The 26,879-nt window shown below is 63.3% G+C and carries 27 protein-coding genes and 1 pseudogene; 7 read left to right on the top strand and 21 right to left on the bottom strand.

Features of this window, described 5'->3' with window-relative positions; translation table 11 throughout:
* Window positions 1-8: 8 nt before the first annotated feature.
* On the top strand, window positions 9-971 hold the full coding sequence (locus tag NHL60_RS09340; protein ID WP_253451553.1) for an IS1595 family transposase: 963 nt from the start codon (window positions 9-11) through the stop codon (window positions 969-971).
* Between the two features lie 195 nt (window positions 972-1,166).
* Here the strand turns inward: NHL60_RS09340 and catA are convergent, their stop codons facing one another.
* From catA to NHL60_RS09305, 7 genes are read right to left on the bottom strand one after another with little or no spacing between them, the layout of a single operon-like run.
* Window positions 1,167-2,108 (bottom strand): catechol 1,2-dioxygenase, encoded by a 942-nt coding sequence (catA, locus tag NHL60_RS09335; protein ID WP_253451689.1) that lies wholly within the window; start codon window positions 2,106-2,108, stop codon window positions 1,167-1,169.
* Window positions 2,109-2,157: 49 nt separating this feature from the next.
* On the bottom strand, window positions 2,158-3,225 hold the full coding sequence (locus NHL60_RS09330) for an NADH:ubiquinone reductase (Na(+)-transporting) subunit F (protein ID WP_253451687.1): 1,068 nt from the start codon (window positions 3,223-3,225) through the stop codon (window positions 2,158-2,160).
* Between the two features lie 15 nt (window positions 3,226-3,240).
* Window positions 3,241-3,603, bottom strand: a complete 363-nt coding sequence (locus NHL60_RS09325; RefSeq protein ID WP_253451685.1) for a phenol hydroxylase subunit P4 — start codon at window positions 3,601-3,603, stop codon at window positions 3,241-3,243.
* 12 nt (window positions 3,604-3,615) lie between these two features.
* The gene (locus NHL60_RS09320; RefSeq protein WP_253451683.1) at window positions 3,616-5,127 is read right to left on the bottom strand and encodes an aromatic/alkene/methane monooxygenase hydroxylase/oxygenase subunit alpha; all 1,512 of its coding nucleotides are present in this window, start codon (window positions 5,125-5,127) and stop codon (window positions 3,616-3,618) included.
* 55 nt (window positions 5,128-5,182) lie between these two features.
* Window positions 5,183-5,452, bottom strand: coding sequence for an MmoB/DmpM family protein (locus NHL60_RS09315; protein ID WP_253451682.1), 270 nt, complete (start codon window positions 5,450-5,452; stop codon window positions 5,183-5,185).
* Between the two features lie 31 nt (window positions 5,453-5,483).
* Window positions 5,484-6,470 carry an aromatic/alkene monooxygenase hydroxylase subunit beta gene (locus tag NHL60_RS09310; RefSeq protein WP_253451680.1) on the bottom strand — a complete coding sequence of 329 codons (987 nt, stop codon included), beginning with the start codon at window positions 6,468-6,470 and terminating at the stop codon, window positions 5,484-5,486.
* A gap of 50 nt (window positions 6,471-6,520) precedes the next feature.
* On the bottom strand, window positions 6,521-6,760 hold the full coding sequence (locus NHL60_RS09305) for a phenol hydroxylase subunit (protein WP_253451678.1): 240 nt from the start codon (window positions 6,758-6,760) through the stop codon (window positions 6,521-6,523).
* A 333-nt stretch (window positions 6,761-7,093) separates the two neighbouring features.
* On the opposite strand from NHL60_RS09305, the gene NHL60_RS09300 reads away from it, so the two are divergent.
* Window positions 7,094-8,809, top strand: a complete 1,716-nt coding sequence (locus tag NHL60_RS09300; RefSeq protein ID WP_367399350.1) for a sigma 54-interacting transcriptional regulator — start codon at window positions 7,094-7,096, stop codon at window positions 8,807-8,809.
* 90 nt (window positions 8,810-8,899) lie between these two features.
* Here the strand turns inward: NHL60_RS09300 and catC are convergent, their stop codons facing one another.
* On the bottom strand, window positions 8,900-9,190 hold the full coding sequence (catC, locus tag NHL60_RS09295; RefSeq protein ID WP_253451673.1) for a muconolactone Delta-isomerase: 291 nt from the start codon (window positions 9,188-9,190) through the stop codon (window positions 8,900-8,902).
* A gap of 30 nt (window positions 9,191-9,220) precedes the next feature.
* The gene (locus tag NHL60_RS09290; protein ID WP_253451671.1) at window positions 9,221-10,339 is read right to left on the bottom strand and encodes a muconate/chloromuconate family cycloisomerase; all 1,119 of its coding nucleotides are present in this window, start codon (window positions 10,337-10,339) and stop codon (window positions 9,221-9,223) included.
* 107 nt (window positions 10,340-10,446) lie between these two features.
* Between NHL60_RS09290 and NHL60_RS09285 the strand changes: the two genes are divergently transcribed.
* On the top strand, window positions 10,447-11,334 hold the full coding sequence (locus tag NHL60_RS09285; RefSeq protein WP_253451669.1) for a LysR family transcriptional regulator: 888 nt from the start codon (window positions 10,447-10,449) through the stop codon (window positions 11,332-11,334).
* Between the two features lie 204 nt (window positions 11,335-11,538).
* Here the strand turns inward: NHL60_RS09285 and kynU are convergent, their stop codons facing one another.
* Window positions 11,539-12,771 carry a kynureninase gene (gene kynU, locus NHL60_RS09280; protein WP_253451667.1) on the bottom strand — a complete coding sequence of 411 codons (1,233 nt, stop codon included), beginning with the start codon at window positions 12,769-12,771 and terminating at the stop codon, window positions 11,539-11,541.
* A 131-nt stretch (window positions 12,772-12,902) separates the two neighbouring features.
* Between kynU and NHL60_RS09275 the strand changes: the two genes are divergently transcribed.
* Window positions 12,903-13,370, top strand: a complete 468-nt coding sequence (locus NHL60_RS09275) for an Lrp/AsnC family transcriptional regulator (protein ID WP_253451665.1) — start codon at window positions 12,903-12,905, stop codon at window positions 13,368-13,370.
* Window positions 13,371-13,376: 6 nt separating this feature from the next.
* Here NHL60_RS09275 and kynA read toward each other — a convergent pair whose 3' ends face one another.
* The 8 genes from kynA to NHL60_RS09235 all read right to left on the bottom strand — a co-directional run bounded on the left by kynA (window position 13,377) and on the right by NHL60_RS09235 (window position 21,256).
* Entirely contained in the window at window positions 13,377-14,228 is an 852-nt protein-coding gene (gene kynA, locus NHL60_RS09270) for a tryptophan 2,3-dioxygenase (protein ID WP_253451663.1), read from the bottom strand.
* 27 nt (window positions 14,229-14,255) lie between these two features.
* Window positions 14,256-15,410 carry an alpha/beta hydrolase gene (locus NHL60_RS09265; protein WP_253451660.1) on the bottom strand — a complete coding sequence of 385 codons (1,155 nt, stop codon included), beginning with the start codon at window positions 15,408-15,410 and terminating at the stop codon, window positions 14,256-14,258.
* A gap of 28 nt (window positions 15,411-15,438) precedes the next feature.
* Window positions 15,439-16,713 carry a TRAP transporter large permease gene (locus tag NHL60_RS09260; RefSeq protein ID WP_253451658.1) on the bottom strand — a complete coding sequence of 425 codons (1,275 nt, stop codon included), beginning with the start codon at window positions 16,711-16,713 and terminating at the stop codon, window positions 15,439-15,441.
* Entirely contained in the window at window positions 16,710-17,258 is a 549-nt protein-coding gene (locus NHL60_RS09255) for a TRAP transporter small permease (RefSeq protein WP_253451656.1), read from the bottom strand. Before NHL60_RS09255 ends, NHL60_RS09260 begins: the two co-directional genes overlap by 4 nt.
* Window positions 17,259-17,314: 56 nt before the next feature.
* Window positions 17,315-18,331 (bottom strand): TRAP transporter substrate-binding protein, encoded by a 1,017-nt coding sequence (locus tag NHL60_RS09250; RefSeq protein WP_253451654.1) that lies wholly within the window; start codon window positions 18,329-18,331, stop codon window positions 17,315-17,317.
* 108 nt (window positions 18,332-18,439) lie between these two features.
* Window positions 18,440-19,699, bottom strand: coding sequence for a TRAP transporter large permease (locus NHL60_RS09245; RefSeq protein ID WP_253451652.1), 1,260 nt, complete (start codon window positions 19,697-19,699; stop codon window positions 18,440-18,442).
* Window positions 19,696-20,262: a TRAP transporter small permease gene (locus NHL60_RS09240; protein ID WP_253451650.1), complete on the bottom strand. Its 567-nt coding sequence runs from the start codon at window positions 20,260-20,262 to the stop codon at window positions 19,696-19,698. The genes NHL60_RS09245 and NHL60_RS09240 overlap by 4 nt, the downstream gene beginning before the upstream one ends.
* A gap of 10 nt (window positions 20,263-20,272) precedes the next feature.
* Window positions 20,273-21,256 carry a TRAP transporter substrate-binding protein gene (locus NHL60_RS09235; RefSeq protein WP_253451648.1) on the bottom strand — a complete coding sequence of 328 codons (984 nt, stop codon included), beginning with the start codon at window positions 21,254-21,256 and terminating at the stop codon, window positions 20,273-20,275.
* 15 nt (window positions 21,257-21,271) lie between these two features.
* Between NHL60_RS09235 and NHL60_RS09230 the strand changes: the two genes are divergently transcribed.
* Complete coding sequence (locus NHL60_RS09230; protein ID WP_253451646.1) at window positions 21,272-21,454, top strand: hypothetical protein; 183 nt, start codon at window positions 21,272-21,274, stop codon at window positions 21,452-21,454.
* Between the two features lie 167 nt (window positions 21,455-21,621).
* Here NHL60_RS09230 and NHL60_RS09225 read toward each other — a convergent pair whose 3' ends face one another.
* Entirely contained in the window at window positions 21,622-22,833 is a 1,212-nt protein-coding gene (locus NHL60_RS09225; RefSeq protein WP_253451644.1) for an IS1380 family transposase, read from the bottom strand.
* A gap of 86 nt (window positions 22,834-22,919) precedes the next feature.
* Between NHL60_RS09225 and NHL60_RS09220 the strand changes: the two genes are divergently transcribed.
* Window positions 22,920-24,101, top strand: coding sequence for an IS4 family transposase (locus NHL60_RS09220; protein ID WP_253443267.1), 1,182 nt, complete (start codon window positions 22,920-22,922; stop codon window positions 24,099-24,101).
* 18 nt (window positions 24,102-24,119) lie between these two features.
* On the opposite strand, the pseudogene NHL60_RS09215 reads toward NHL60_RS09220, so the two are convergent.
* Window positions 24,120-24,260, bottom strand: a pseudogene (locus tag NHL60_RS09215) (IS1380 family transposase); the annotation flags it as partial.
* Between the two features lie 69 nt (window positions 24,261-24,329).
* Window positions 24,330-25,504, bottom strand: a protein-coding gene (locus NHL60_RS09210) for an IS3 family transposase (RefSeq protein WP_253446617.1) whose coding sequence is annotated in 2 segments (ribosomal slippage) — window positions 24,330-25,249 and window positions 25,249-25,504 — 1,176 coding nt in all. Because the reading frame shifts where the segments join, the coding sequence is not laid out codon by codon here.
* Between the two features lie 114 nt (window positions 25,505-25,618).
* Between NHL60_RS09210 and NHL60_RS09205 the strand changes: the two genes are divergently transcribed.
* Window positions 25,619-26,851: a hypothetical protein gene (locus NHL60_RS09205; RefSeq protein WP_253451642.1), complete on the top strand. Its 1,233-nt coding sequence runs from the start codon at window positions 25,619-25,621 to the stop codon at window positions 26,849-26,851.
* Window positions 26,852-26,879: the final 28 nt, after the last annotated feature.

The raw sequence follows: 26,879 nt of genomic DNA, 5'->3' as shown, positions 1-26,879 counted from the left end.
AGCTCGCCATGAAGCAAGCAGACCTCAAAGCCCTTGAACAGACACTGGCTCTCCTCCCTGTTCACCTCAAGAAATATCTAGCCGATCAGATGCTTGGTCAAATAAGCGCCCAAGCGAACACCCTGCTCGACACGGCGAAATCTCACCTTCCCTGCCCGCACTGTGGCGCTGAACACCCTGCCAAGTGGGGGCGCAGTGGAGGCCTTCAGCGGTATCGCTGCCGGAATCCAGATTGTCGCAAGACGTTCAATGCCCTCACCGACACACCCCTGGCCAAACTGCAACACCGCGATAAGTGGTTCGACTACCTGCGCTGCATGCGAGACAGTCTGACGTTACGCGTCTCGGCGGCCCGAGTGGGCATTGATTTGAAGACGGCTTTCCGCTGGCGACATCGCTTCCTGAAAACGAGCGCTCAAGACAATGCTAACCCACTCTCCGGCATCATCGAGGTAGACGAAACCTTCTTCCTGGAGTCCAGCAAAGGGAAGCGTAATATCACTCACCGAAAACCTCGAAAGCGCGGTGGGCAAGGTAGTAGGAAGAAAAAAGTGGATAAAATCCCGGTGCTTATTGCGCGTGACCGCAATGGAAAGCTCAGCGAACTGGTGGATCCGACGCTCCAAAAGTCTACCGTCCATGACTTCCTGGCACCGATAATCAATCGCGACTCGATTTTATGCTCTGACGGACATAGCTGGTATAAAACCTTCTGCCGCGACTACGGGATTGCTCATCATCGACTGATCGTCTTCGATAATCAGAGAGTGATCGGCAAGGAATACCACATTCAGAACGTGAACGGCTATATGAGCCGATTGAAGGGCTGGATGGCACGCTTCCATGGGGTTGGGACCACGTACTTATCCAATTATCTGGCATGGCGGAGATTGTTTGAAACCGCGAAGCCAACTGAGGAAGCGTGGTTTCGCGTGGCGATAGGTGCAGACCAACAACAGATGCCAACATAGCCACAAACGATCAGTTAAAGGTGCCTTGTGCAACGCCTCCAAGTCTTGAAATACGAAGTGATGCCCAACGGGGAGCAGGTGCGGAAAATGCGCCAGCCGGTAAGCGCTTGCTAGAGGTACGGGGCATGCCGCGCATTATGATCAAAGGGAGAACCGGCGCCCCCTAGGGCGCCGGTCATGCAAGGAAGGTGGGCCTTAACCGGCGGCCTCTTCCAGGGCGCGGGGGCGCTTGTGCCGCGTCTGCAGCTCCGGGGCCGCGGTCCTGGCCAGGGTGATATCGAAGACCACCTCGGTGAAGGGGCCCTCCAGGCCGCGCGCTTCGGCCTCGGCAGAATCGTTGACGGCCCGGCCATCTACCAGCAGCTCCTCGCGGGTGGCGAAGGCGAAGTCGTCCCAGGTGTAGGGGTCGCCGGCCAGGTTGATCTGAGTGGTCAGGTGCTGGTGACCCGGGGCCGAGATGAAGTAGTGGATGTGTGCCGGACGCTGGCCATGGCGCCCCAGGGCCTTGAGCACCTGATCGGTGGGGCTGCCTGCCGGCACCCCGTAGCCGGAGGGGATGATGCTGCGGGCCCGGTAACGCCCCTCGTCATCGGCGATGATGGTACGACGCAGGTTGTACTCGGACTGGGACGGGTCGAAGTGGGAGTAGCCGCCCTTGGCGTTGGCGTGCCAGATCTCCACCCTGGCGCCGGGCACCGGCTCGCCATCCAGGTTGCGCACCTGGCCGGTCAGCCACATCACCTCGCTGTCGGCATCGCTGCCGTCGTCCATGCGGGCAAAGCCCTCGGCCTCAGGGGCGCCGGCCACGTAGAGAGGCCCCTCGATGGTACGCGGCGTGCCGCCGGTGCGCTCGGCCTCGGCGTCGACCGCATCCATGCGCATGTCCAGGTAGTGGTCAAAGCCAAGCCCGGGAGAGAGCAGGCCGAACTGGGAGGCTTTGCCGAGCTCGTTCATCAGACTCACCGTGGCCCAGAACTCCTCCGGGGTGACGTCGAAGTCATCGATCAGCCTATAGAGGTCGGAGAGCAGGCGATGAACGATCTGCTTGGCCCGATCGCTGCCGCCCTCCTGATCGAAGCCGGCAACGGTCTTGAGAAAGTCCTGCACTTCAGGGGTATCGAAAATCTTCACGGTCATGGCGTCCTGCTCCTTGTGGTTCTTGTGGTGAAACGGCCAATGAGTGGCATTAGATCCGCTTGAAGAGCGCCGAGCGCTGGCCACCCTCGGCGCCATCGGCGGCGGTCAGGAAGCGCTCCATATGGATGTCGCGCTCGAAGAGTCGCCCCTGCATCAGGGCGGTGATGGCCGCATCGATCATCGGCGGCGGCCCGCACAGGTAGGCCTTGTGCTCGCTGAAGCGGCCCTTGAAGTGGGCGATGGCGGCGTCGTGCACGAAGCCCACGAAGCCGTCCCAGGCATCGTCGTCCAGGGGCGCATTGAGCGCCGGCACATAGGTGAAGCGCTCATGCTCGGCGGCGAGACGCTCGAAGCGCTCCCGGTGGTAGAGCTCGGCCAGGTGGCGTGCCCCCTGGAAGAGGGTGATGCGCCGGGTATCCTCGGGGTCGGCCAGCAGGTCGAGGATCATCGACTCGGGGCTGGAGAGCCCTGAGCCCCCGGCGATAAGGATCACGTCCTTGGGGTCGGACCTGCGCACGAAGAACTGGCCGTAAGGACCGCTCAGCGCCAGACGTTGCCCCACCTCAAGCTGCTCATGAAGCCAGGTGGTGGCCGCCCCGCCTTCGACCTTGCGGACATGCAGGGCCAGCTCACCAGACTCGGCCGGGGGCGAGGCGATGGAGAAGGCCCGGGTGCCCTCCACGCCGGGCACCTGCAGGTTGATATACTGGCCTGCCTGGAAGGCCATGCCCTCGCCATCGAGTCTCAGGCGAATCTCGCGGATGGTCGGGGTCAGCTCGGTAATGGCGCTGACGGTGGCCTGCCAGTCCTGCACCGGATGACCGGCGAAGTCGGGGTCCTCATCCACGTCCGCCTCGATCACCAGGTCGCTCTCCGGGTGGCAACAGCAGGCCAGCCGGTAGCCCTCATCGCGCTCCATATCGAGCAGCGCGAAGGGCGAGGCGTCGCCCACCTCGGCCTCGCCCTCCAGCACCTGCACCTTGCAGGTGCCACAGGTGCCGTGACCGCAGGCAAAGGGCAGCCAGACGCCCTGGCGCAGAGCGGCGTCGAGCAGGCTCTGCCCCTCCTCCACCTCAACGATCTCGCCGGTGGGTTCGATGGTCACTTGATAGCTCATGAGGCTGCCCTCCCCTCAGATGGCGGCGTCGGCCAGGTCCGACAGCCGCGGCGTGATCAGCCGCAGCTGGGACTTGTGCCCAATGCCGTTGTCGGCCAGCGAGGCCTCGCCCCGGGGCTCGAAGGCCTCGCCGTCGAGGCGCCACTGGGCCTCGGCGAAGTCGAGCTTCTCGCTCTCCGGATGGGGGGCCAGCGCCGGCGTGAGCACCTCTGTCAGGAAGGCGTCGAAGGACATCGCCGGGTCGGCGAGGAAGGTGAGCGGCGCGCAGAACAGCAGATGACGCTCCCACATCACATACACCAGCTGGCTGCCGTGGAAGTTCTCGACGCGATCGCGCACCGGGCCCTGGTAGTTGGCATAATTGGCTCTAACGCTCATGGTCTCCCCTCCTTAAACGGCCTGTTTCCACGCCGCCCAGCGGCGCTGTTCGGCGGAGCCCTCGAAGTCGAGGTTGTCTTCGCCCATTTCGATGCGGTAGTAGTCGCCGATCACCTTCTCCATGTCGGCGCCGCCGCAGTTGCCCTGCAGGATCTGGTGCACCGGCAGCCAGGCCTGAACGTACTTCTCCGGCTCGTGATGGAAGATGTCGCGACAGCCGTCGGAGCAGAAGTGATAGCGCTCGCCGTCGTGCACGGTGTCGCGGTGGCTGATCAGGGTGTCGTCGTCCGGCTCGGTAATCGCCAGCGGGATCTGGCACACCTGGCAGAGCTGCGGCAGGGTGTTGTTGTAGAAGCGCTCGCCCTTGGCCGCTTTCTCGGCCAGCAGCTCGAAGCGCGGCCGGTAGAGGCGGTCGAAGGTGTCGGGGTACTTCTCGGAGAGCCAGTCCATCTCCTTGGCGGTGGGCACCCAGGTGTTGAAGGCGGTGGCGTGACCGTACTGGTAGAAGATGAACCAGGCCTGGTGGCTGACGTGATCCTTGCCGATCACGGTCTGGTCGGCGTACTTGGGCGGGCGAATGCCGTAACGCTCCAGCTCCTTGAACAGGGCGCCGCCGGCCTCCTCGTAGTACAGGGTCCAGGCCTCGGACCAGGACATCACCTTGTTGGGCAGCATGTAGTCCATCATCATGCCGACGATCGACAGCAGCCGGTATCCGCGCCACAGCCACTTGTCGAGCCACTGCTGGACGATGGGCACGTTGTCCTCGTGCTGCTCGAGGATGAACTTGATGATCTCGAGCCCCAGGGTCATGTGCCGCGCCTCGTCGGACTGGGCCGAGAAGCCGAAGGTCACGGTGTTCATGTCACCGTTGTAGGCGGCCCCGGACATGAAGGGCAGGAACAGCAGGTTGGTCAGCACATACTCGAAGGAGAAGGAGATCGCGGTCAGGAACTCGAAGGGGCCGGCGGTGGAGGCGTCCTCGAAGAAGGACTTGGGCACCGACAGGTACCAGACCCGATCGAACATGTGCGGGAAGTCATGCATGCCGCCGAAGTACTTGTTGTAGTGGCTCATGGCATGAATCTGGGTCTGGGTGTGACGCAGCTCATCGATGGACTGCATCTGACAGGCGATGCGCGCGCCCACCCCGCCGAACTGGCGCCCCACCCGGGCATACCCCTTGTAGGCGTTGTATTCCAGCGGCGTCACCGCCGTGATGAACAGCTTGACCGCGTTCAGGTAGCGCGGGTCGGAGATCTTCATCTGGCCATTGTTCTGGGATACCGCGTCGAAGATTGCATACAGCTTGCGCTCTTTCTCCGCCTGGAATTTCCAGTAGTTGTCCATGGTCAGCCGGAAGGGGTCCTCCCACTGATCCCAGTCGACGATCTTGATGCCCTCGAAGCTCTCCTGAGGGAAGATATCCTCGTAGCGCTGATAGCTGGGCTCCCAGCCCAGGTCCCGGGTCATGATCCGGTAGCGCTCCTTCATATTGAGTCGCTTGCTGGTCTTGGCATTCATGGCTAACTCTCCTGCGCCATTATTGTTGGCTGGCGTGTGATGGCGTCATCGGGACTCAGGTGTTCCAGTAGAGGGTGAAGCTGTCGTCATCCTCGTCGACGTTGCCGCCGATGCTGATCATGTCCACCTGGAGCTCCTGGGTATCCCAGTCGCGGCCCAGCTTCTCCTCCACCGTCTCGCGACGGATGGTCAGGCGGTCGTCGGCCTCGACCCGGATCATGGCCGGGCTGTGCTTGACCTCGGCCGCAGGGTTGTCCTCGCTGATGGCCTCGACGATAAAGCGGGCATTCTCGTTGTCCTGCAGGGCGATAAAGACGCGTGACATGGGGCAGACTCCGAATTCTGGGGTAAGGGGCTCAGTGGGTCTCGAGCAGGCCGAGCTTGATGAGGCGCTTGTCCAGTACCGCCAGGGCGTCGTCGAGTTCGATATCGGCGTCGATGGCCACCGGGGTCAGCGCCGCGATGGCACGGCAGCGCCAGTGGGCGACCCAGCGGGCCAGCTGTGCCCGGTTGGCCTCGCTCTCGCCGGCCAGCGTCTTGAACAGGGCATCGATGAAGCGGCTGCCGTCCTTGAACCAGTCCCCCATGAAGTCGGTGAGGATGGCGATATCGCCGCCTCCCATGTCGAGCAGCCGCTCATCCAGGGACTCCAGCAGGAAGGGATAGAGCAGGCCGTCGAAGATCAGGTTCTGGGCCAGGGAGAGTTCCGCCCAGTCCTCCACCACCAGGGAGTCCTCCACATAGCGGCGCACTTCCTGCCAGGCGGGGTCGTCCATCCACAGGGTCTTGGCCTCGGCCAGCAGCAGCCCGGGCGTGTCGTCGATCAGCAGACCGATGCGAGAGAGGTACTGGGCAACGGCAAGGCGATCCATGCCGTGGTACATATGGGCCTGGCTCAGCGTGGTGCCGTAGGCATTGGCAGCGATGCCTACGTTATTCATGTTGGCGCCCATCTCGGCATGACGCAGGGGCAGCAGGCAGCGGGTCACCAGGCGGCGAACGTCTTCGCTCAGGCGGCCGCCCAGGCCGCGCTTCTCGAAGAAGGCGAAGCTGGACTCGGTGTTCTCCTGGAGCTTGGCGCGAGCCGCCACCCAGGCGCCATAATAGAACTGGCGGGGGTCGCTGAAGGCGTACCAGTCTTCCATCTTCAGCACGGTATAGCCGGTGTCATAGAGCTCATGATGCTCGTCGAACATCGGCCGATAATGAAAGTTGGCAGTCGGCTGGATATCGAAGCTGGCTTCCTGGTAGCGAGTCGCCGGCTTGTCACCGAAGCGGCGCTTGGTATGACCATAGGTCTGGCGAACCGGCGTGATCTCCGCCGTCTTGATCTCGACGCTCATAGGGGACTCCTCATTTATTGTTGTGCGATGTCTACCGTCTAATACAGGCGTCAGTGGCTGACGCTATAGCGCCACTTCTCCATCTGAATATCGACGGCCTTGGCCTGCTCATCGCTCATGAATGTCACGTTGTTTCTGTCACAGAACTCTTCGAAGGCCACGGGCGGCATGATCAGCTCAACGAACAGCTCTGGGTTCTCGATGGCGAAGTCGAATTCGATGAATCGCTCGCCACGCTCCCGCACTCTTACGTAGCGCTTCAGAGCATGGGGGATGGCCGACTGGGACATGGTTTCCACTCCAGTTGAGTTCCCCACTACCGTTACAAGGCCTGTGCCAGGCCGGCGAACAACGAAAAATAACACAACAAAAACAATGACCTAAAAGATAAGCCCGGTGAAAAAAGTCTTCATGACACTCTCTTCGAATCAAGGAAACCATGAATTGCTGCGCAGCAGCTTGGCCATTTCATGAAAACTGCAGGAGGCGAGAAACCCTCCGAGAACATAGACTGGAAACCTGAGGCAATGGCGCCTTATGCTGTTCGGGTCGGAAAACCCGAATCACACGAAAAAATCCGACAAAAGTATAATACACAACACTAACAACTACCCTGTGACGCCATGACCATAAGCATGCCTAGCCATGAGGTGACCCCGCGTTACCCTGACAGCCGCGACATTCTCAACAAGCTTCGTTTTCTACCCGGGGAGGGCCAGATATGGCTGGGAGAGCAACGCATGCTGCTGATGCAGCTACACACCATGGCCACCTTCCGCCATGAGATCATTCGTACTCTAGGGCTGAAGCGTGCCAAGAGCTTCTTCCTGCGGCTGGGCTATCATTCAGGCCTGAAAGACGCCGAACTGGCCCGCGCCGTGCGCGGCCAGGAGATGTCGGTGGAAGATGGCTTCCTGACCGGCCCCCAGCTCCACTCCTTGCGGGGACTGGTCAAGGTGATCCCCCTCGCCCTGGAGATCGATCCGAGCCGAGGCCACTTCTACGGCGAATTCGAGTGGCAGGACTCCTATGAGGTAGCGATCAGCGAGCAGCTGGAGTCCTCTCTGGGCGAGCCCGTATGCTGGATGCAGCTGGGTTACGCCTGCGCCTACTCGAGCCAGTTCCTTGGCCAGGAGATTCAGTATCGAGAGGTGGAGTGCCGGGGACGAGGCGACGCGCGCTGCCGGATCATTGGCCGCCCCGCCCATGAATGGGAGGATCATGCGACCTTCGCTGAGCACTTCCGCGAAGACCCATTGATTGATGAGCTCTACGAACTGCAGTCACGCATCGCCTACCTGGAAGACGATATCGCCCGCCACAAGGGCGATGAGCACTACCGCCCCATCGGCCAGTCGCCCGCCTTCCTGGGGGCGCTGGACCTGATCGACCGCGCCGCCCGCTCGGAGGTACCGATCCTGCTGCTGGGCGAGACCGGTACCGGCAAGGAGATCCTCGCTCACCGGGCTCATCAGCAGAGCGACCGGGCCGAGGGGCCCTTCGTTGCGGTCAACTGCGCGGCCATCCCTCCGGATCTGATCGAGTCGGAGCTGTTCGGCGTCGAAAAGGGCGCCTACACCGGTGCGGTGCAGTCGCGTGCCGGGCGCTTCGAACGGGCGGACGGCGGCACCCTCTTCCTGGACGAGCTGGCCGAGCTATCACCGCGTGCCCAAGCCGCTCTGCTCAGAGCCCTCCAGGAAAAGCAGATAGAAAGGGTTGGCGGCCAGCGGAGCTACACCATTGATGTACGTATTGTCGCCGCTACCCATGGCGATCTGATGGAGCGCGTACAGGACGGGCGCTTCCGCGCCGACCTCTTCTACCGACTCAACGCCTACCCGGTGGTTATCCCTCCCCTTCGCGATCGCCGCGACGATATTCCCCTACTGGCCGAGCACTTCCTGGAACGCTTCGAGTGCCACTACCACGTCAAGACGCTGGGCTTCAGCGATCAGGCCATGGCCCTGCTGCGCGCTCATGGCTGGCCGGGCAATATCCGCGAACTGCAGAACCTGATCGAACGGGGCGTGATCCTCGCCGGTGACGGCAACTCCGTCAGCGAACAGGCCCTGTTTGGCCAGCATCCCGGCCATAAGGCGGGCCAGACGCTGAGCGAGAGCGGACATATCGGCCAGGCCAGCGAGACTGGCAGCGACGACCTCCTGAGCTCACTGTGCGACCAGGTACTCGAGGCGGAGGTGTCGCTGGACGCCCTGGAGCAGGCCTTGCTGGAGAAGGCCTACCGGGAGGCTGGACATAACGTCTCGGCAGCGGCAAGGCGCCTGGGCATGAGCCGGGCCGCCTTGGACTACCGGCTGAAGAAGCGGTGCATGCTGTAGCGGTGCCTCACAGCGCCGCTCGCCGACATTTACCAGCATGACAAGGCCCGCCGGTTGGCGGGCCTTGTCATGCTGAATCTCAACTATCCGTCAGCTGTCGTCGTCGCGAATCGAGGACGGATGCCGGCACAGCGGCTTGACGCTGATCTCCATGTAGGGGAAGAGCGGCAGGTTGGAGATGATCTCCTGCAGCTCGGCGTTGTCCTCGACGTCGAAGATGCTGACGTTGGCGTAGCTGCCGGCCACGCGCCACAGGTGGCGCCACTTGCCGGAGCGCTGCAGCTCCTGGGCGTAGGCCTTCTCGGTGGCCTTGATCTCGGCGGCCTGCTCGGCCGGCATGGACGGGGGCAGCTTGACGGTCATTTCCACCTGAAACAGCATGGCTCGATCCTCCGGTTGTCGTGTCGTTTCTTACTTGCGCGCGTAGTGCGCCAGCTTGTCTTCGTCGAGGGTGATGCCGAGACCAGGACCACGGGGCAGCTCGACGCCGAAGTCGTGATACTCGAGGGGCTCGACGACGATGTCGTCCTTGAGCAGCAGCGGGCCGAACATCTCGGTGCCCCAGGCCATCTCGGGCAGGGTCGCCCAGGCGTGCAGGGAGGCAGCGGTGCCGATGGTGCCCTCCAGCAGGGTGCCGCCGTAGAGGCCGATGCCGGCCGCCTGGGCCACGTGGGCCAGTTCCAGCACCCCCTGCAGGCCGCCGGACTTGGCGGTCTTCAGGGCAAAGGCGCCGCTGAAGCCGCCGGCGGCCAGATCGAGACCATCGCGGGCGTCCTGCACCGCCTCGTCGGCCAGCATCGGCACGTTGAAGCGGTCGGCCAGGCGGATCAGGCCGGCGTGCTCGCGGGCCGGAATCGCCTGCTCGATCAGCTCGATGCCGGCGTCCTGCAGGGCCTGGATGCCGTAGACGGCGGTGGACTCGTCCCAGGCCTGGTTGACGTCGACGCGCACGCTGGCGCGATCGCCCAGGGCCTCCTTGATGGCGGCCACGTGGCGCACGTCCTGTTTCACCGGGTTGGCGCCGATCTTCAGCTTGAAGTCGCAGTGGCGGCGCTGCTCGAGGCGCAGCTGCGCCTCCTCGATATCCTTGGCGGTATCGCCGCTGGCCAGGGTCCAGAGCACCGGCAGGTGGGCCTGGCGGGCGCCGCCCAAAAGCTCGGCCACGGAGAGGCCCAGGCGCTTGCCCTGGGCGTCGAGCAGCGCGGTCTCCAGCGCCGACTTGGCGATCATGTTGCCGCGGGCGTGGCGGTTGAGCAGGGCGCGCAGGGCGTTGACGTTGCCGGAGGGCTGGCCGATCAGCAGCGGCGCCAGGTAGGCGTCGATGTTGCACTTGATGCTCTCGGGGCTCTCGGGGCCGTAGGCCAATCCACCGATGGTGGTGCCCTCCCCCAGGCCCTCGATGCAATCGCTGTGGCGCATCCGCACGATCACCAGGGTCTGGCAGGCCATGGTGGTCATGGAGAGCTTGTGGGGACGGATGGTCGGCAGGTCGACCAGCAGCGTCTCGATGGCGTCAATCACGGTCGTCATAGGAAAGGCTCGGTCCAGGGAAATATCGGGAATGACGAGCAGTGTGATTGCCCCGCGATGACGAAACCAATATTGTTTAGGCACCTTGCCATACCCTGGAGGGTATAATGGAGCTGCGTCAGCTACGCACTTTCTGTATCGTCGCCGAGGAACTCAACCTGACCCGGGCCGCCGAGCGGCTGCATATGACCCAGCCGCCGCTCTCCCGCAAGATCAAGGCCCTGGAGGAGGAACTCGGCTCGCGCCTCTTCGTCCGGAGCCCGCAGGGGCTTGCCCTGACCGCCACCGGCCGCTTCCTTCACGAGCAGGCTCGACAGCTCCTGGACAAGGTGGAGACCACGGCAACGGCCATCCGGCGCATGGAGCAACGTCAGCTCGCCAGGCTGGGGATAGGCTTCGTCCCTTCGGTCTTTCACGACCAGCTGCCGTTGCTGGCAAGGGAGCTACGCGAAAAAGACGACATTGAACTCACCCTGATCGAGCTGACCACGGTGCAGCAGGTCCACGCACTCAAGACGGGGCGTATCGATATCGGATTCGGAAGGCTCAGGATCGATGACCCGGAGGTGGAACAGAAGGTGCTGTTCGATGAGCCGCTGCTGGCCGCACTACCGGAGCACCACCCCCTGGCCGGCACTCACCCAACGCTGGAAGCGCTTGCAGCTTATCCACTGATTCTCTTTCCCTCTCAGCCACGCCCCAGCCTGGCGGATATGATCCAGGGCCTGTTCTACCAGAGAGGGTTAGCCATCAGCGTTGTACAGGAGACCAATGAACTCCAGACGGCACTTGGCCTGGTTGCATCGGGACTAGGCATCACCCTGGTGCCGGAGCAGGTCAAGAATATTCAGCGCTCGGGCATCCTGTATGCCCCGCTGGCCGACAGAGCGATTTCCACACCGGTCATATGCAGTTTTCGACGAGGGGAAAGGGATTCCAGGAAAATTGCCGACACCATTGCGCGTCTGGCCAGTGGTCAGCGCCCGTCAGGGTAAGCTGGAGGGGGCGCATCCACGGCAGCCGGTTCAGATCACGCTTCGCAGCATCACCACCAGGATCAGCAGCGGGCAGATCACAGGGATATACCAGAGCCCCTGCCAGCGGCATGCGATAGCTGTTCGACAGGGTAATGTCCCTGCCGAAAAGCGCCTCGGGGCGCTCGAGTATGTCGAGGTGATCGCAGTCGGATCGCGGGCTCCTCAGGTCACTTCCGAGCGCACCTGGAAACGCACCTCGAGGTATTCGCGGCGCTCCACCACCTCGCGGAAGTGGCGGGCCGCCTGCCAGACGTCCTCGTAGCTGAGGTAGAGGGGCGCGAAGCCGAAGCGCATCAGCCCCGGCTCGCGGTAGTCGCCGACCACCCCCCGGGCGATCAGCGCCTGAACGATGGCATAGCCGTGTTCAGGGTGGACGAAGGCCACCTGGCTGCCCCGCTCGGCCCGGGGCGGGGTGATGTCCGCGATGCCCTCGGCCGCCAGCAGCTCGGCCAGGCAGTCGTGGAACAGCTCGGTGAGGGCCAGGCTCTTCTCGCGCAGGGCGCTCATGTCGACCTCCTGCCAAAGCCGCAGGGAGGCCTCCAGGGGAGCGTAGATCAGCGCCGAGTGGGTACCGGTGCGAAAGCGGGTGATGCCCGGGGCCGGGGCGTAGTCGCCGTCGAAGGCGAAGGGCGCGGCGTGGCCGTGCCAGCCGGCGAGCGGCTGCCAACTCGTCCCCAAGCGGTCGCGCCGCACATAGAGGAAGGCCGGGGCGCCGGGGCCGCCATTGAGGTACTTGTAGGTGCAGCCCACCGCGTAGCTGGCGCCGCAGCCGTGCAGGTCCACCGGCAGGGCCCCGGCCGAGTGGGCCAGGTCCCAGACGATCTCGGCGCCCTGCTCATGCACCTGGGCGGTGATGGCGGCCATATCGCGCAGCCGGCCGGTGCGGTAGTTGACCTGGCTCAGCACCACGGCGGCGACCCGCTCGTCCAGGTAGTCGGCAAGATCCGCCCCCTCGGGCAACACCCGGTGCTCGAGGCCAGCGAAGCGGCACAGCCCCTGGGCGATATAGCCATCGGTGGGAAAGTTACCCCCCTCGCTCAAGATCACCGGCCGCGCACGCCCCTGGGACTCGGTGATATAGCCCAGCAGCTTGAAGATATTGAGAGTGATATTGTCGCTGACGATCACTTCGCCAGTGCTGGCGCCAAGCAAGGGCGCCAGGAGATCTCCAAGGCGTTCCGGGGCATCGAACCAGCCCTGGTTCCAGCCCTTGATCAGCTCATCGCGCCACTGATCCCGGGTGGCATCCAGGGCCGCCCGGGCGGCCACGGGCTGGGCTCCCAGGGAGTTGCCATCCAGATAGAGCACGCCCTCGGGCAGGGCAAAGCGGGCCTTGAAATCGGCCAGGGGATCGCGGCGATCCAGCTCGCGCACGCTATCGAGAGTCGGGGTCATGGTGTCCTCCAGGGAATCGATCGGGTATCTAAAACCGATTCTAGGAGGGATAGGGCGGGAAAGGCTTGCGTAATTCGCCGCCTAACGGGCAGTCTATGCAATCCTGTTGCACTTAATCATGGATTTACGCAATGGAAAACCTGGATCGCTACGATCGGCGGATTCTTCACGCCCTGCAGCGGGACGCCCGCCTGACCCTGGCCACCCTGGCGGAAACCGTGAGCCTCTCTCCCAGCCAATGCTCCCGGCGCATCGCCCGCCTGGAGGAGAGCGGGGTCATCCGGGGCCATGCCCTGCGCCTCGACCCGGAGGCCCTGGGCCTCAAGGTCACCGCCTTTATTTTCCTCTCGATGGACAAGGGACGCATGGCCTCACCCCAGGAGGCGGTAGCGACGCTGTTGGCCCGGGATGAGGTGATCGACTGCCATGCCGTGACAGGCAGCCATGACTTCATCCTCAAGGTAAGGGTGGCGGACCTCGCCGAGCTTTCCCACTTCCTCTCCACCACCATCAGCCCCATGGCGGGCATCCGCGATATCGCGACACAGGTGGCCATGAACACTCTCAAGGAGGGCGGCCCTCTCAAGGTCATGCCCTGAGGCCACCTACATCCGGGTGCGCACCGACCAGAGCTCGGGGAAGAAGGTCAGCTCCAGGGCCTTGGCGAGATAGCCGACGCCGCTGGTGCCGCCGGTACCGGGCTTGTGGCCGATGATCCGTTGCACCGTTTTCATATGGCTGAAACGCCACTGCTGGAAATGGTACTCGGTGTCCACCAGCTTCTCGGCCAGCTCGTAGAGGTCCCAATGGCGCTCGGTGTCGCCATAGACCGCAGCCCAGGCCGATTCCACCTCGGGGTGGGGGGCATAGGGCTCGCGCCAATCGCGCGCCAGCACCTCGTCGGGCAGGGCGAAGCCCCGCCGGGCCAGCAGGCGCAGGCAGGTATCGTAGAGGCTTGGGGCTTCGAGGATTTGGGTAAGGCGCTGATAGTGCTCGGGATGGCCGCGATGCACCTCTACCAACTCGGGGTGCTTGTTGCCCAGCAAGAACTCCAGCTCCCGGTACTGGTAGGACTGGAAGCCGGAGCTCTGCCCCAGGCTATCGCGGAAGCGCGCATAGTCCGCCGGGGTCAGGGTGGCCAGCACCTCCCAGGCCTGGATCATCTGCTCCTGAATGCGCGCCACCCGGGCCAGCATCTTGAAAGCGGGCCTCAACTGGTCGGCGGCGATATGCGCCGCCGCGGCATGGGCCTCGTGGAGGCACTGCTTGAGCCACAACTCGGAGACCTGATGAATGACGATAAACAGCATCTCGTCGTGCTCGTCGGTCAATGGCGTCTGGCAGGCCAGCAGCGGCTCCAGGGCCAGGTACTGGCCATAGCTCATCGCCGGGTCCCAGTGCACCCCTTCGGCCGCCAGGTCCACGCGAGTACGTCCCGCTCTCTTACCCTCAGCCATATCGCCTCCTCCCGTTGCCAACTGTCCTTATCCCAAGTATCGCAGGGCGCGGGCCATCAGCTCGCCCTCCTGGAAGGTTTCCATCACCGAGAAGTGGTGCGTGCCGGCGATGCTGAGCACCTCGACCTCACCGCCCCAGGCCTCGGCCAGGGCCCGGGATTGCCAGTGGAACTCCTCACTCTCCTGCTCCCCCACCGCCAGGCAGAGCCGCGCCCCGGGCTGAGGCCGGGCATGAATGGGGCTCCCGTCTCGCGCCCGCTCGACACTGGTCAAGCCTACCAGTGGGCCGAAGGGCAGATGACGCAGCGGCTCGAGCTCATAGAGCCCGCTGACCAGCAGCGCCGAGCCAAACGGCTGTGCCGGCATGCCGGCCTCCCGGGCGGGCCAGTCGGTGGCCAGCAGCCAGGCCCCCAGGTGGCCCCCGGCGCTGTGACCGCTAAGCTGGAGGCGATGGCGGTCATAGCCGTAGGTCGCCGCCTGGCGCCACAGGAAGGTCAGGGCCTGGCGTACCTCCTCGACCTGATCGGCCAGGGTCGCCTGGGGGGCCAGGGTGTACTCGATCAGGGCCACGTTGACGCCACGCTCGCGCAGGGGCGCGAAGAGGTGGGCGTGATCGTCCTTGTCCATGGCCTGCCAGTAGCCGCCATGCAGGAAGACATGCAGCGGCGCCCCGGGGGCATCGGCCAGCAAGAGGTCGAGGCGCTGACGCTCGCCGGGCCCATAGGCCAGGTCGCGCACCACGCCCTCCCCCGCCAGGCAGGCATCCCCCCGGCGACGCCAGGCCTCGAAGATCTCCGGCGCCTCGGGCACCGTGGCCCGAGGACTGTAGGCGCGTCCCACCTGGGCGGGCGTCAGGCCATGCCAGACCGGCGCCGGTGACGCCTCGCCGGGTCGCACCGCCGCCAGGGTCGCCGTCAGCGTCAGGGTCTCGGCGACACCCCGCCGGAGCTGCGGCTGCACTCCACCGAAGAGGTGGCGGAAGATCCGCTGGTAGTGGCGTCCTTGCGGATCCAGCGCCCCTTCCGGCGCCCCCACCGTCAGCGCCTCGAGGTGAAAGGGCGTCGCCCCTCGCCGGCCCATCTCGGCCTGCAGCGCCATCAGCCCCTGGCGGTAGGCTTGCCGCCGCCCCTCCTCATCCGGCGATGGGGGCCATTCGCCGCGTAGCTCGATGCAATCGTTCATCACTGACTCCAAGTCATTTCAGCAAGGCCTAGCCGAGGTAGGGCACCAGCAGCAGGGAGAGTGCTGGCACATAACTGACCAGCAGCAGGGCGATCAGGCTGACCAGCACGAAGGGCAGCACGCCACGGTACACCTCGGCCATGGGCGTGCGGTTGAGGGCATGCACCATGAAGAGGTTGAGGCCGAAGGGCGGCGTAAACAGCCCGATGGAGAGGTTCATGGTGACGATGATGCCGAAGTGAATCGGGTCGATGCCCATCTGCAGGGCGACCGGCAGCAATAGCGGCGTGAACAGCAAAATCGCCGAGGAGGTGTCCATGAAGCAGCCCACGAAGAGCAGCAGGACATTGATGATCAGGATCACCTGCCAGACCGTCAGGTCGAGGTTGGCGACGAAGCCCGCCAGGCTCCGTGGCACCCCGTTGATGGTCAGTACCCAGCTGAAGACCCCTGCCGCCGCCACGATGATCATGATCTGGGCGGAGAGGTACATGGCGTTCACCGCGGTTCGCCACACCTCGGCCATGTCCACGTCCCGATAGATGCCCATGCTGACCACCAGCGCATAGACACAGGCCACCCCGGCGGCCTCGGTGGGCGAGAAGAACCCTCCGTAGATCCCCCCCAGGATAAAGACCGGCATCATCAGGGCCAGGAAGGCACGCCGGGAGTTACGCCAGAAATCGCCGAAGCGCATCCCGCCACTGGCTTTCAGTCCCTTGCGCCGCGCCGCCAGGTAGATATAGCAGCCCAATACCGCCGCCAGCACCAGGCCGGGCAGGATGCCGGCCACGAACAGCTTGGTGATCGACTGCTCGGCGGCGATGCCGTAGAGGATCAGGGCGATGGAAGGAGGGATCAACTGGGCGATGGCGGCAGACGACGCCAACAGCCCCGAGCCGAACTGGGGCCCATAGCCCTGCTCCGCCATGGGGCGGTCTACCAGGCGCCCCACCCCGGCTACCGTGGCCACCGAGGAGCCCGAAATGGCCCCGAAGAAGGTCGAGCCCCCCAGGGTCACCATGCCCAGGCCGCCGCGCATATTGCCGACCAGGCACATCACCCAGTCGATGATGCGCTTCGACAGGGAGCCCCGGGCCATCAGCTCACCGGCAAACAGGAAGAAAGGCACCGCCAGCAGCGAATAGGCACTGAGGGTACCGAACATTGCCTGATGGATGGCCACCCCAGACACATTCATGAAAAGCGCCACGGCCAGGGAGGCCGCGGCGAGGATCACCAGATAGACCGGAAAGCCCAAGGCCAGGAAGACCACCGGCAGGACGAAAAGCACCATGTTCATGAGGAGGACTCCTTAGACAGGCCTTCCAGAAGATGCCTCGCCAGGCGCAGACCGGCAGCCACGGTCATCATCGCGAAGCCCACATAGACCCCAGCATGGGCCCAGGCCATGGGGATCCCCGCGGTACTGCTGCGCTGCCCCATCTGCGACATCAGGCTCACCACGGTGCTCGACTGCCGGGCAATAAAGAGGCAGAGCGCGATCATGCACAGCAGCATCAGCGCCTCGAGCAGGTGACGGGCCCAGGACGGCAGGTAGGCCTCGATGACATTGACCCTCAGGTGCTTGTTGTCGAGCGTCACCAGGACGCTGCCGACGAAGACCGACCAGATCAGCAAGTAGGAGAGCACCTCCTCGGTCCAGCCGAGGGAGGTGCCGAAGAAGTAACGTCCCACCACATTGGAGAAGTTGATGGCGATGGCGACGAGGATAAGGGTGCCCAGCAGGGCACGATGCAGCCTGAGGATGACCCTTTCCAGCCCCTCGAGCCATCGCAGGAGCCGCCCCACCCACGGCGGGCGGCCCTCCAGAGAGAGATAACGCATAAGCGGCGAAGCCTCTTGCGAAGGCCCCCGCCGGGCGGGGGCCTGGGAGTGAAGCCTTAGCGGTGACGCTCGGCAGACTCGACAAGCCGGTTATAAAGCGCGAAGGTCTCGGCATCCTGAGCCAGCACCGACTCGCTGGCCGTGCGGATCATCTCGCCCATGTAGGCGCGCTGCTCGCCGTTGAACTCGATGATCTCGACGCCCGCCTCCCGCCAGGCGTCCAGGACGCGGCTCTCGGAGGCCAGCACCACCTCGAGCATCTCCCGTTCGACCTCGGCCCCCACCTCATGCACCACCTGCTGGAGGTCCTCCGGCAGACGCTGGATAAAGGCGGTGGAGACGAAGGCGGTAATCGGATAGAGGGCCTCCTGGGTAATGGCGAGGTGCGTGGCGGCAGACTGCATATTGACGCCGTTCATGGCCAGCAGGCTGCTGCGCACCCCATCGATGGAGCGGTTCTGCATGGCCGGCACGATCTCGATAAAGGGCATCGGTACCGCCGTGGCGCCCAGGCTGCGCAGCTCGGCGTTTTCCAGCTCGGTACCGATGGTGCGAATGCGCATGCCCTGGAAGTCCTCCAGGGACTCCACCGGCTGACGAGTGGCATAGGAAGTGGGCCCATAGGCCCAGAGGCCGACACCGGTCAGGCCGCGATCCGCGGCCATGGCCAGGTAGGTGTCACGGAATGCCTCGTCCTGCAGCGCCCGGCTGGCGTGCTCGATATCGTCGAACAGGCCGGAGACGGTGGCGGCATCGAAGCCCCGGTTGATGCCACGGGCGAAGGCCGGCGGTGCCACCACCATCTCCATGGTGCCCAGTTGCAGGTTCTCCAGCATGCGTTGGATGCTGCCCAGCTCGCCGCCGGGGAAAGTCTCGGCGCGGATACGCCCCTCGGAGGCGGCTTCGATGCGCTCGGCATAGCGCTCGGCGTAGTGGTGAATGGGATCGTTGCGGGTCGCCACCCCCAGGCGCATGGTGTAGTCGGCCCCGAATGCCGTGGCCGTCGTGAAGGCCGAGATCGATACCAGGGCCAGGGAGGCCAGCAGCTTGGTCGTCAGAGACTTGTTATGCATTATTTTCTCCATGATAAAGTAAATTATAAATTAGATTTTTACCTTTCCATCATGCCCACGGCGTCCTTGCTTAAGCACCTCCTTGAAATTCATTCACCATGGTTCCCGTTACAGCAACGCCAGGGTCAACCAGGGCTGCCAGGCCAGCAGCACCAGGGTGGCCAGGCTCGCCAGCAGGAAGGGCAGCAGCGCCCGGAAGATACGCATCGGCGGCACCCCGGTCATCGACGAGACGATAAAGAGCCCCGCTCCCACCGGCGGCGTCAGCAGCCCCAGCACCAGGGTCAGGCAGACCACCACGCCGAACTGGTAGGGGGTGATATCGAACTGCTGGGTGGCGATGGGCAGCAGGATCGGCACCACCAGGATCAGCGCGGCGATGCCGTCGACGATCATCCCCACCAGCAGCAGCACCCCCACCAGCAGCAGCAGGAAGATGAAGGGATCGGTGGTCAGGGCGGCGATCCAGGCGGCGGCCATCTGCGGCAGCTGCTCGTAGACGATCACCCAGCCGAAGACCCCGGCGGCGGCGATCAGCATGATCACCAGGCCGGCGTTGATGGCGGTACGCTTGAGCACCTCGGGCAGCATGGCGAACCTCAGGTCGCGATAGAGATAGCGCCCCAGCAGCAGGGCCGCCAGGGAGGCGAGTGCCGCCGACTCGGTAGGCGTGGCCAGGCCGAGCAGGATGCCGCCGATGATGATCAGCGGAATCGACATGGCCGGCAGCCCCATCTTCAGGGCCTTCATCGCCTCCTGACGGCTCGGCCACTCCCCCTTGGGGTACTGCTGCACCAGGCCCACCACTGCGATGGCCAGGAAGAAGGTGCCGCCCAGAAGCAGCCCCGGCAGGATGCCGGCGATGAACATGTCGGCGATGGGCACCTGGGCCATGACCCCGAACAGCACGAAGAGCATCGACGGCGGAATAATCGGCGAGAGCAGGCCACCGGCGGCGGTGATGGCGGCGCTGTAGGGCTTGTCATAGCCCTCTTTCTCCATGGCCGGCACCATGGCCCGGGACATGATGGCGATCTGCGAGGCCGCCGAGCCGATGATCGCCGCCATCATCATGTTGGCGACCAGGTTGATATAGGCGAGCCCACCCCGGAAGCCGCCCACCAGCAGCCGTGCCAGGTCGATCAGCCGGCGGGTCACCCCGCCCTCGTTCATCAGCTCCCCGGCCAGCATGAAGAGCGGGATGGCCAAGAGCCCATAGCTCTCGATGGCCCCGAACAGCTGCTGGGGATAGGACTCGAAGAGCACGGTATTGCCCGAGACCTGGATATAGAACAGGGCGGTGAGCGCCAGCACCAGGGCGATGGGCACGGCCCCCAGCAGCAGGAAGGCAAAGACGGCGACGGTCATCGGGCGACCTCCTCTCGAGTGGAATGGGATACCGGCTGACCCAGGCCGCGCAGGGCCTGGCCGAGGTTGACCAGGCCATGCAGCAGCAGGGAGGCGGCGAACCAGGGCAGGATCAGCCACACCCAGAACTTCTTGATGCCCAGGGTCGAGGTGTTCTCGGCGTAGATGAAGTTGAAGGTCTCGCCCTGGAAGGCCTGCACATCGAAGCCGGCCTGCCACAGGGCCAGCGGCTGATACCAGCGCCAGCAGAGCACCAGAAGCACCAGCGCGAAGCCCGCCACCATGAGGTCCACGAAGACTCCGACCAGGCGCTGCAGGGAGCTCGGCAAGAGGTTCGTGAACAGGGTCACGGCGATACCCTGACGCCGCTTGAAGACCGCGCTGGCGATCAGCAGGGTCATCCAGATCATGGCGTAGATGGCCAGCTCGCTGATCCAGTAGATGGGGCTGCCCGCGGCGCGGAAGGCCACATTGACCAGGATCAGCAGGGTCACCGCCGCCGCCAGGGCGGCGGCGGCGATCTCTTCTCCCTTGGCCAGTCGGTCGGAAAGTCGTGACAGCATGACGTCACCCTCATTCACGTAGGCGGTCGGCTTCCTCGCGAAGCATCGTCAGTCGCGGGGCCTTGTCGCCCCAGGTGGCTTCCCACTCGGCGATGGCATCGCTGAAGAACGCCGCATCGGCTTCGACGATATTGAGGTCGAGCTCGCGAATCTCCTTCTCCTGGGCGGCGTCCATGGCCTGGAAGCCGCTCAACACGTTCTCCAGGTGCTCGGCCATGGTGGTCTCGATCAGCTCGCGGTCTTCGGCGGAAAGCTCGCGCCAGACCCGCCCCGAGACCACGCCCACCATGGGAAACATCATATGGTTGGAGATCAGCAGGTTGGGGGCCTGCTCGTGGAATTTGAGGATCAGGATCGAATCGAAATCCATGTCGATAGCGTCCACCTGGCCGTTGGCCAGGGCGTCATAGACCTCGAGCAGCGGCATCGGCGCCGGCGCCGCCCCGGTGGCGGTGTAGAAGTCGCGAATCGGCTCGAAGGGGGTGATGCGCAGGCGCTGGCCGCGCATGTCGGCCTGGCTCTCGATGGGTGCCCGGGAGAGCACCTGGCGCATGCCCACCATGCCGTAGCCGAGCCCGACGAGGCCCACCTCGGCGGGCATCAGCTCGAGCAGCTCGGCGGCGGTATCGGAACGCAGCAGCGCCGCGGCGTGATCCACGCCGTCCACCAGGTAGGGGGCATAGAGGGCGCCGAAGTCCGGGATGCGGTTGGAGATCTCGGCGATGGTCAGGAAGGCCATGTCGAGTGCGCCGGTCTGCAGCTGCTGGACCATCTGCGCCTCGTTGCCGAGCTGCTGGGCCGGGTAGACGCTGACGCTGTGCTCGCCGCCGGAGCGCTCGTGCAGGCTCTCGGCGAAGGCCACGGCCTCGGTGGACCAGAGGTGCTGGGGCGGGGTGATCAGTCCCAGGCGGAAGTCGCGAGCCTGGGCGGTGGTGGCGCCGAGGGCCAGGGAGGCCGCCACGGCGGTACTCATCAGGGTCTTGATGGGTGTCATGGGGGGAGCTCTCTCATGTTGTTACGTCAGATCCACATGAAGCGGGCAGCCCCGATGCAGGCGGGGCTGCTTATCAAGCGTATGATGGCTTCAGACCTTGGCGCTGGCAGCCAGTTGGCTGTGCTGGTCCTGCTCATCCTCCTTGGCGCGCGGTCGAGCGGGACGGTGCTGCAGCTCGGGCTTATCGGTCTTGGCTAGCCCGGATATTGCATCTGGCCGGCCAGAGGCTCCCAGATCTCAGGCTCGGTGAAGACGATGGCGCTCCGGGCTTGAGATTGGCTATTTCTTGATCAATTTTCTGCGCTCAGGACGCACTGCCCCCAACCCCCATGTGTTTTCTGTGCCGGGGACAGCACGCCGCGGCGCTACCCAGGCACCAGTTTGCCAGCCAGCTTCAGGAAGAGGTCTTGCTCCGGGTACTGGCTGCTCAACATCAGCCGAATCGTGCGCGTGTTGCGGGTGATGACGGCGCCGATCTTCAGCAGCTTCAGGCGGATGGTATTGACCTGGGCTTGGGCGAAGTCGGTGCGCTTGAGGTAAATCCGACGCAGTCGCTCCAGGAGCAGATAGGCCAGCCCCGAGAGCAGTAGCCGGTACTGGTTGGGCCACCACTCGTGGCAGCTGGTGCGGTCGGAGAACAGGAACTGCTGCTCCTTGATGCGGTTCTCCATCTCGCCCCGGGCACAGTAGCGGTGGTCATAGAGCCACTCGGCGCTGCAGCCGCGCAGGCTGGTGACCACGTAGCGGGTGTTGAAGCCACGCCGGCTGGTCTCGGACTTGACGATCACCCTTCGTCGACGCTCCTTCCAGCTCTTGGCAGCGTACTCGATGAAGCCGAAGACACGCTCCTTCTCCCAGGTCTTCTCGAAGCGGATGGCCGACGCGTAGTCGATGTTCAGAGCCAGCTTGGCCAAGCGCTTGTTGCCGGCGAGGCCGATGATGTAATCGACGCCGTGGCGGTCACACCAGTTGAGGATCAGCGGACGGCAGAAGCCGCTGTCGCCTCGGAAGACGATCTTCACCTCAGGCCACGCCTGGCGCAGCCGACGGACCAGCAGAGCGAGGATGGCACCGGCGTGGTGAGCGGCATCCAGCGAGGCCGGACGCAGGTAGCTGACCAGCAGCTGGTCGCCACAGAACACGAACAGCGGCAGGAAAATGTAGTGGTTGTAGTAGCCGTTGAAGTGCCGCCCGAGCTGCTGGCCATGCACCCGATCGTCGGTAGCATCGAAGTCGAGGTAGAGCGGCTTCTTGGGTGGCCGCCGGAACGAGCGGATGAACTGCTCGATCATCTCCTCGTGGATGGTGATCGCCCAGTCCCGGTCAGCTTGCTGCTCGAAGCGGCACAAGGTGGACTGACTGGCGAGCACGCCATCGGTATCGACGGCGGTCTGCAGGGCGATGTCGTGACGCAACGCATGGTGGTCATTGAGATCCTCATAGCCCAGTGCCAGGCCGAACATGCGCTGCCGGACCAGGGTTTCGGTGCGGTGCAGGCAGCGCTGAGCGTCGCGCTCGTCGCTGAGTCGGCGAGCGACGGCGCGGGTCAGGCCCTGAGGCCTCCCCACGAATAACATAGGGAAATCAGAATATTAGGGTTGAAAAAAGTCTGCATGGGCAGGCATGTTGTTAATCGCCAAACCAACAATATGCCGAGGAGCCCATGCAGACATCCCGATTCTTGCACAAGATTCTGATGACTTCAGCCTCCCTGCTGCATGCCACACGCTTCAATGCCCTGGCCACCTGCGTCGAGGCATTATTGATGGGGCAACGGCTGTCCCTGACGGCAATCGGCCGTCAGCTCCCGCGCCAGGCGAAGCCCAAGCACGCGATCAAGTGTGTCGATCGTTTGTTGGGCAACCCTCACTTGCAACGTGAGCGGCGATGGCTCTATGCGGACGTCGCTCGCCAGCTGGTAGGCACTCAGCGATATCCGGTGATCCTAGTCGATTGGTCACCGATCGACGACCGCGGGCAGCATTTTTTGCTGCGTGCCGCGATCCCCTTCGGGAAGCGATCGTTTCCGATCTATGAACGTGTGCACCACAAGGACGCCTGCCCCCGTTGTCAGAAAGCACTCCTCGCTGACCTGGCGTGGATGTTGCCGCCGCAGACCACGCCGATTCTGGTCACCGATGCCGGCTTCAAGACGCCCTGGTTACGGGCTGTCGAGGCGTATGGTTGGTACTACGTCGGCCGGGTGCGTGGGGCAACTCAACTGAGGCACGACGGTGAATCCGACTGGCGCCGCCTGGAATCACTGTTTCCGCTGGCGACACGCGAACCAGCAGCGCGCGGTTCCGTCACACTGGCCAAGACACGGTCACTGGCGACCCACCTGTACCTGTACCGCGCCCCCTACCGAGGGCGCAAAGACCGCAACAAGAACGGCAGGGCGTCACGCGCCGCTCGAAGCCGCAAGGTGGCCAAGGGGCATCGAGAACCCTGGGTGCTGGTCAGTAATCTGACACCCCGCCACCATACCGCCGCCAAGGTCGTACAGCTCTACAGCAGGCGCATGGAAATCGAGGAAGGGTTTCGGGATATCAAGAGTGAGCGCTTCGGATTTGCCTTCAACTTGCATGGCACCCGATGCGCACGCCGCATCGAGATCCTGCTGCTCATCGCCATGCTGGCTAGCTTTCGACTCCTGGCTAGCGGCTTATCCCTCGATCAAGCGGGGAAGGCGCCGGCCTATCAGAGCAACACGCGCCGATCACGGCGTAGCCTCTCGCTGTGGCGGCTTGGCTGCGAAGCCATTCTGGCCCGCTATCCAGCGGGCCGAATGGACAGGCTCCTCCGGCTGATGCGACAAGAAGCCGAACGGGCGGTCACCGTATGATTCGTGGGGAGGCCTCAGGGTCAGGCCCATCTCGCGATCGAGCTGCCGCAGCAGCAGGATACCGCCGTCAGAAGTGACATCACCGCCATCAAAACGGGCGATGATCTGACGACCTCTGCAGCGTGGAAAGGAGGCGGACGGCATGGTACATTTTGTCATGGCGGCTGAGGCGGTTGATTCTTGTGTAGGAGCTTGAATTATAACCGATTTTCAGCCGCCTTGTAGTGGTCAAGTGTTTTTGGCCACTGATTTTTGAGCATTCCAGTAGTTCTTTTCTGCCACATTCGGCGGCAGTCCATCGTTATGCCTGTGCGGCCTTAGGCTACTGTAGTAACCGAGCATATAGTCAGTGATCGACTTCTTCGCCATGGCAACATCAGAGTAGCCAATCTCTGGCATCCACTCCGACTTGAAGCTCCTGAAAAAACGCTCTGTCGGGGCGTTGTCCCAGCAATTTCCGCGGCGACTTAGACTCTGGGTCATCTGGTACCGCCAGAGCATCTGTCGGAATGCCAGGCTGGTATACTGACAGCCCTGGTCTGAGTGAAATAGGAGCCCCGATGGCTCTCCACGCGACTCATAGGCCATGGTTAGCGCTTTCTTCACCAGTTCCGTATTCGGAGACAACGACAGTGCCCAGCCTACAGGTTTACGCGCATACAAGTCGATGACCACAGCAAGATAAGCCCAGCGAGCCCCTGTCCAGATGTAGGTGATGTCGCCGCTCCATACCTGATTTGGCTCCTTGACATCGAACTTGCGATCGAGAAGGTTCGGGATATCCAAATGCGGCTGATCAGCCTTCTTGTAGGCATGGCTTGGCGGCTGCGTGCTCACCAGCCCCAGCTGCTTCATCCGCCTGCTGGCCCGGTAACGACTCAGCGGCGTACCCGCTTGCGTGACCATTTTGGCAATGCTGCGAGCGCCGGCAGAACCGTTACTGACGGCATGTGCTTCGACAACTTGGTCCAGCAGCTTCTGCTCAGCCTCGCAGGGCCTTTTATCCCGGTCACGCCAGGCCCGGTAGCTACTGCGATGCACCCCAAACACCTGACACAGGTGCTGCACCGCATAGCTCTCTTCAAGTCGCTCGATTATCGAGAATTGCTCAGGGAGTCCGACATCAAGAGAGCAGTAGCCTTTTTTAATATTTCCTTCTCTTCCTCCACCCGACGCAGCTTGCGTTTCAGCTCCTGAATTTCACGCTGTTCCGGCGTCATAGCTTCACCTTTCAGCGGTACCTTGCCTTTCCGCTCAGCCCGCAACCTGCGCACCCAATATTCCATGGTGGATTTGCCAACACCCATGGCCTCACACGCTGCCTTGAGCGTGTAACCCTGATCGACCACGAGCTGGGCCGCCTCCAAACGAAACTCTGGGCTGAATGTTCTCTTCTTCGTCATCATCTGCACCTGACTATCCATGGGAGTGATCATACACTCAAAATCAGGTGGCCAGATTCACTATGCCACTACACCTTTTTCATGTCTGATGCATTATCCAGGCTAGCCCCTGAATTGCGCTTCAACGATTTAGCACTGGGCCGCTCAAGGCATCGCCTGACTATCGGTGCCCAGCTTAGACACACGCAGAGCTATTACGAGCGCCCGAACGATGTCTCTGGAGAAATGTACCGCTGCTGTGATGGACAAGGAAATGCCTATCTTTCGGCCGCCCATGATTATTATGCCGGGAAGGTTGATCTAACCTATAACGACCTAGCCTGGTATCTGGAAGACAGGATAGCACTGGGTGACTGGACTTTCACCACTGGGGTGCGCGCCGACTGGAACGGCTACATGGACAATGTCGATATCGCTCCGCGCTTCAAGGCCGAATGGGACACCTTTGGCGACGGCAGCACACGGCTCGTCGCTGGTGCCAACCGCTATTACGGCCGCAACTTCTTCCGCTACAAGCTGAACGACGCCATCTCCAGCTGGCGAGAGATTCGCTTCTTCGACCCGGATGGCGGTGTGTTAAGGACCCTAGACTATGATGACGAGTCAGGCATCAGCGACCTCGACACTCCCTACTCCGACGAGCTGATGGTCGGCTGGCTGCAGCAGATGGGGCCTTTCCATATGAGGCTACAGTTCGTGAATCGTGAGAGCCGTGACGGAATCCTGCGAGTCGAAGAGGAGGATGGTCTGATTTACTACCGCAACGATGGCCGCAGCAGCACCGACAGCCTCACTCTTGATATCGCCATGGCACGCCCTTGGCAGCTTGGCGCCACGCTCAACCACGCCTCCCTGGGTATCAGCTATCGAGAGACCCATCGCAGCAGTTATCAAGGCAGCGGCGGTTATGACCTCGAGCCGCAAAAGGATCCTGTCTACTATCAGGGAAAAGTAATCGATAAGGACGAATTGCCTGCCTGGGACTTTAATATCCCGGTCGACGTTCGTCTTCAGACCGTGACGCATGTCCCTGACTGGCACCTTGCCTGGTCAAATTTCTTCAACTTGCGTCAGGGCGGAAGTGTCGCGCGAGACAGCTTCGAGGACTATCAGGATCCGGAGACAGGACGCCTCTATGATATTTATGAAGATGTCGACTTCGATGCTCTGATAACGGTGGATACCCGCCTGCGTTGGGAGCCGCCCCTCCTGAGCCGAGCCCATGGGTTCGTCCAGCTGGAGGTGCTCAACTTGTTCAACGACAGCGTGGACTACAGCACCAGTGACTATTCTAGCAAAGCCACAGCAGGCCGTAGCGGCAGCCTAGAGGTTGGGTTGCGGTTCTAGCGTGACCGCGTACAGCCGAGAATGCAGC

Source organism: Halomonas sp. Y3 (assembly GCF_024137965.1).
Classification (GTDB): domain Bacteria; phylum Pseudomonadota; class Gammaproteobacteria; order Pseudomonadales; family Halomonadaceae; genus Halomonas; species Halomonas mongoliensis.
The sequence above is the reverse complement of the archived record's forward strand: the minus strand, read 5'-3'. Positions and strand labels throughout refer to the sequence as shown.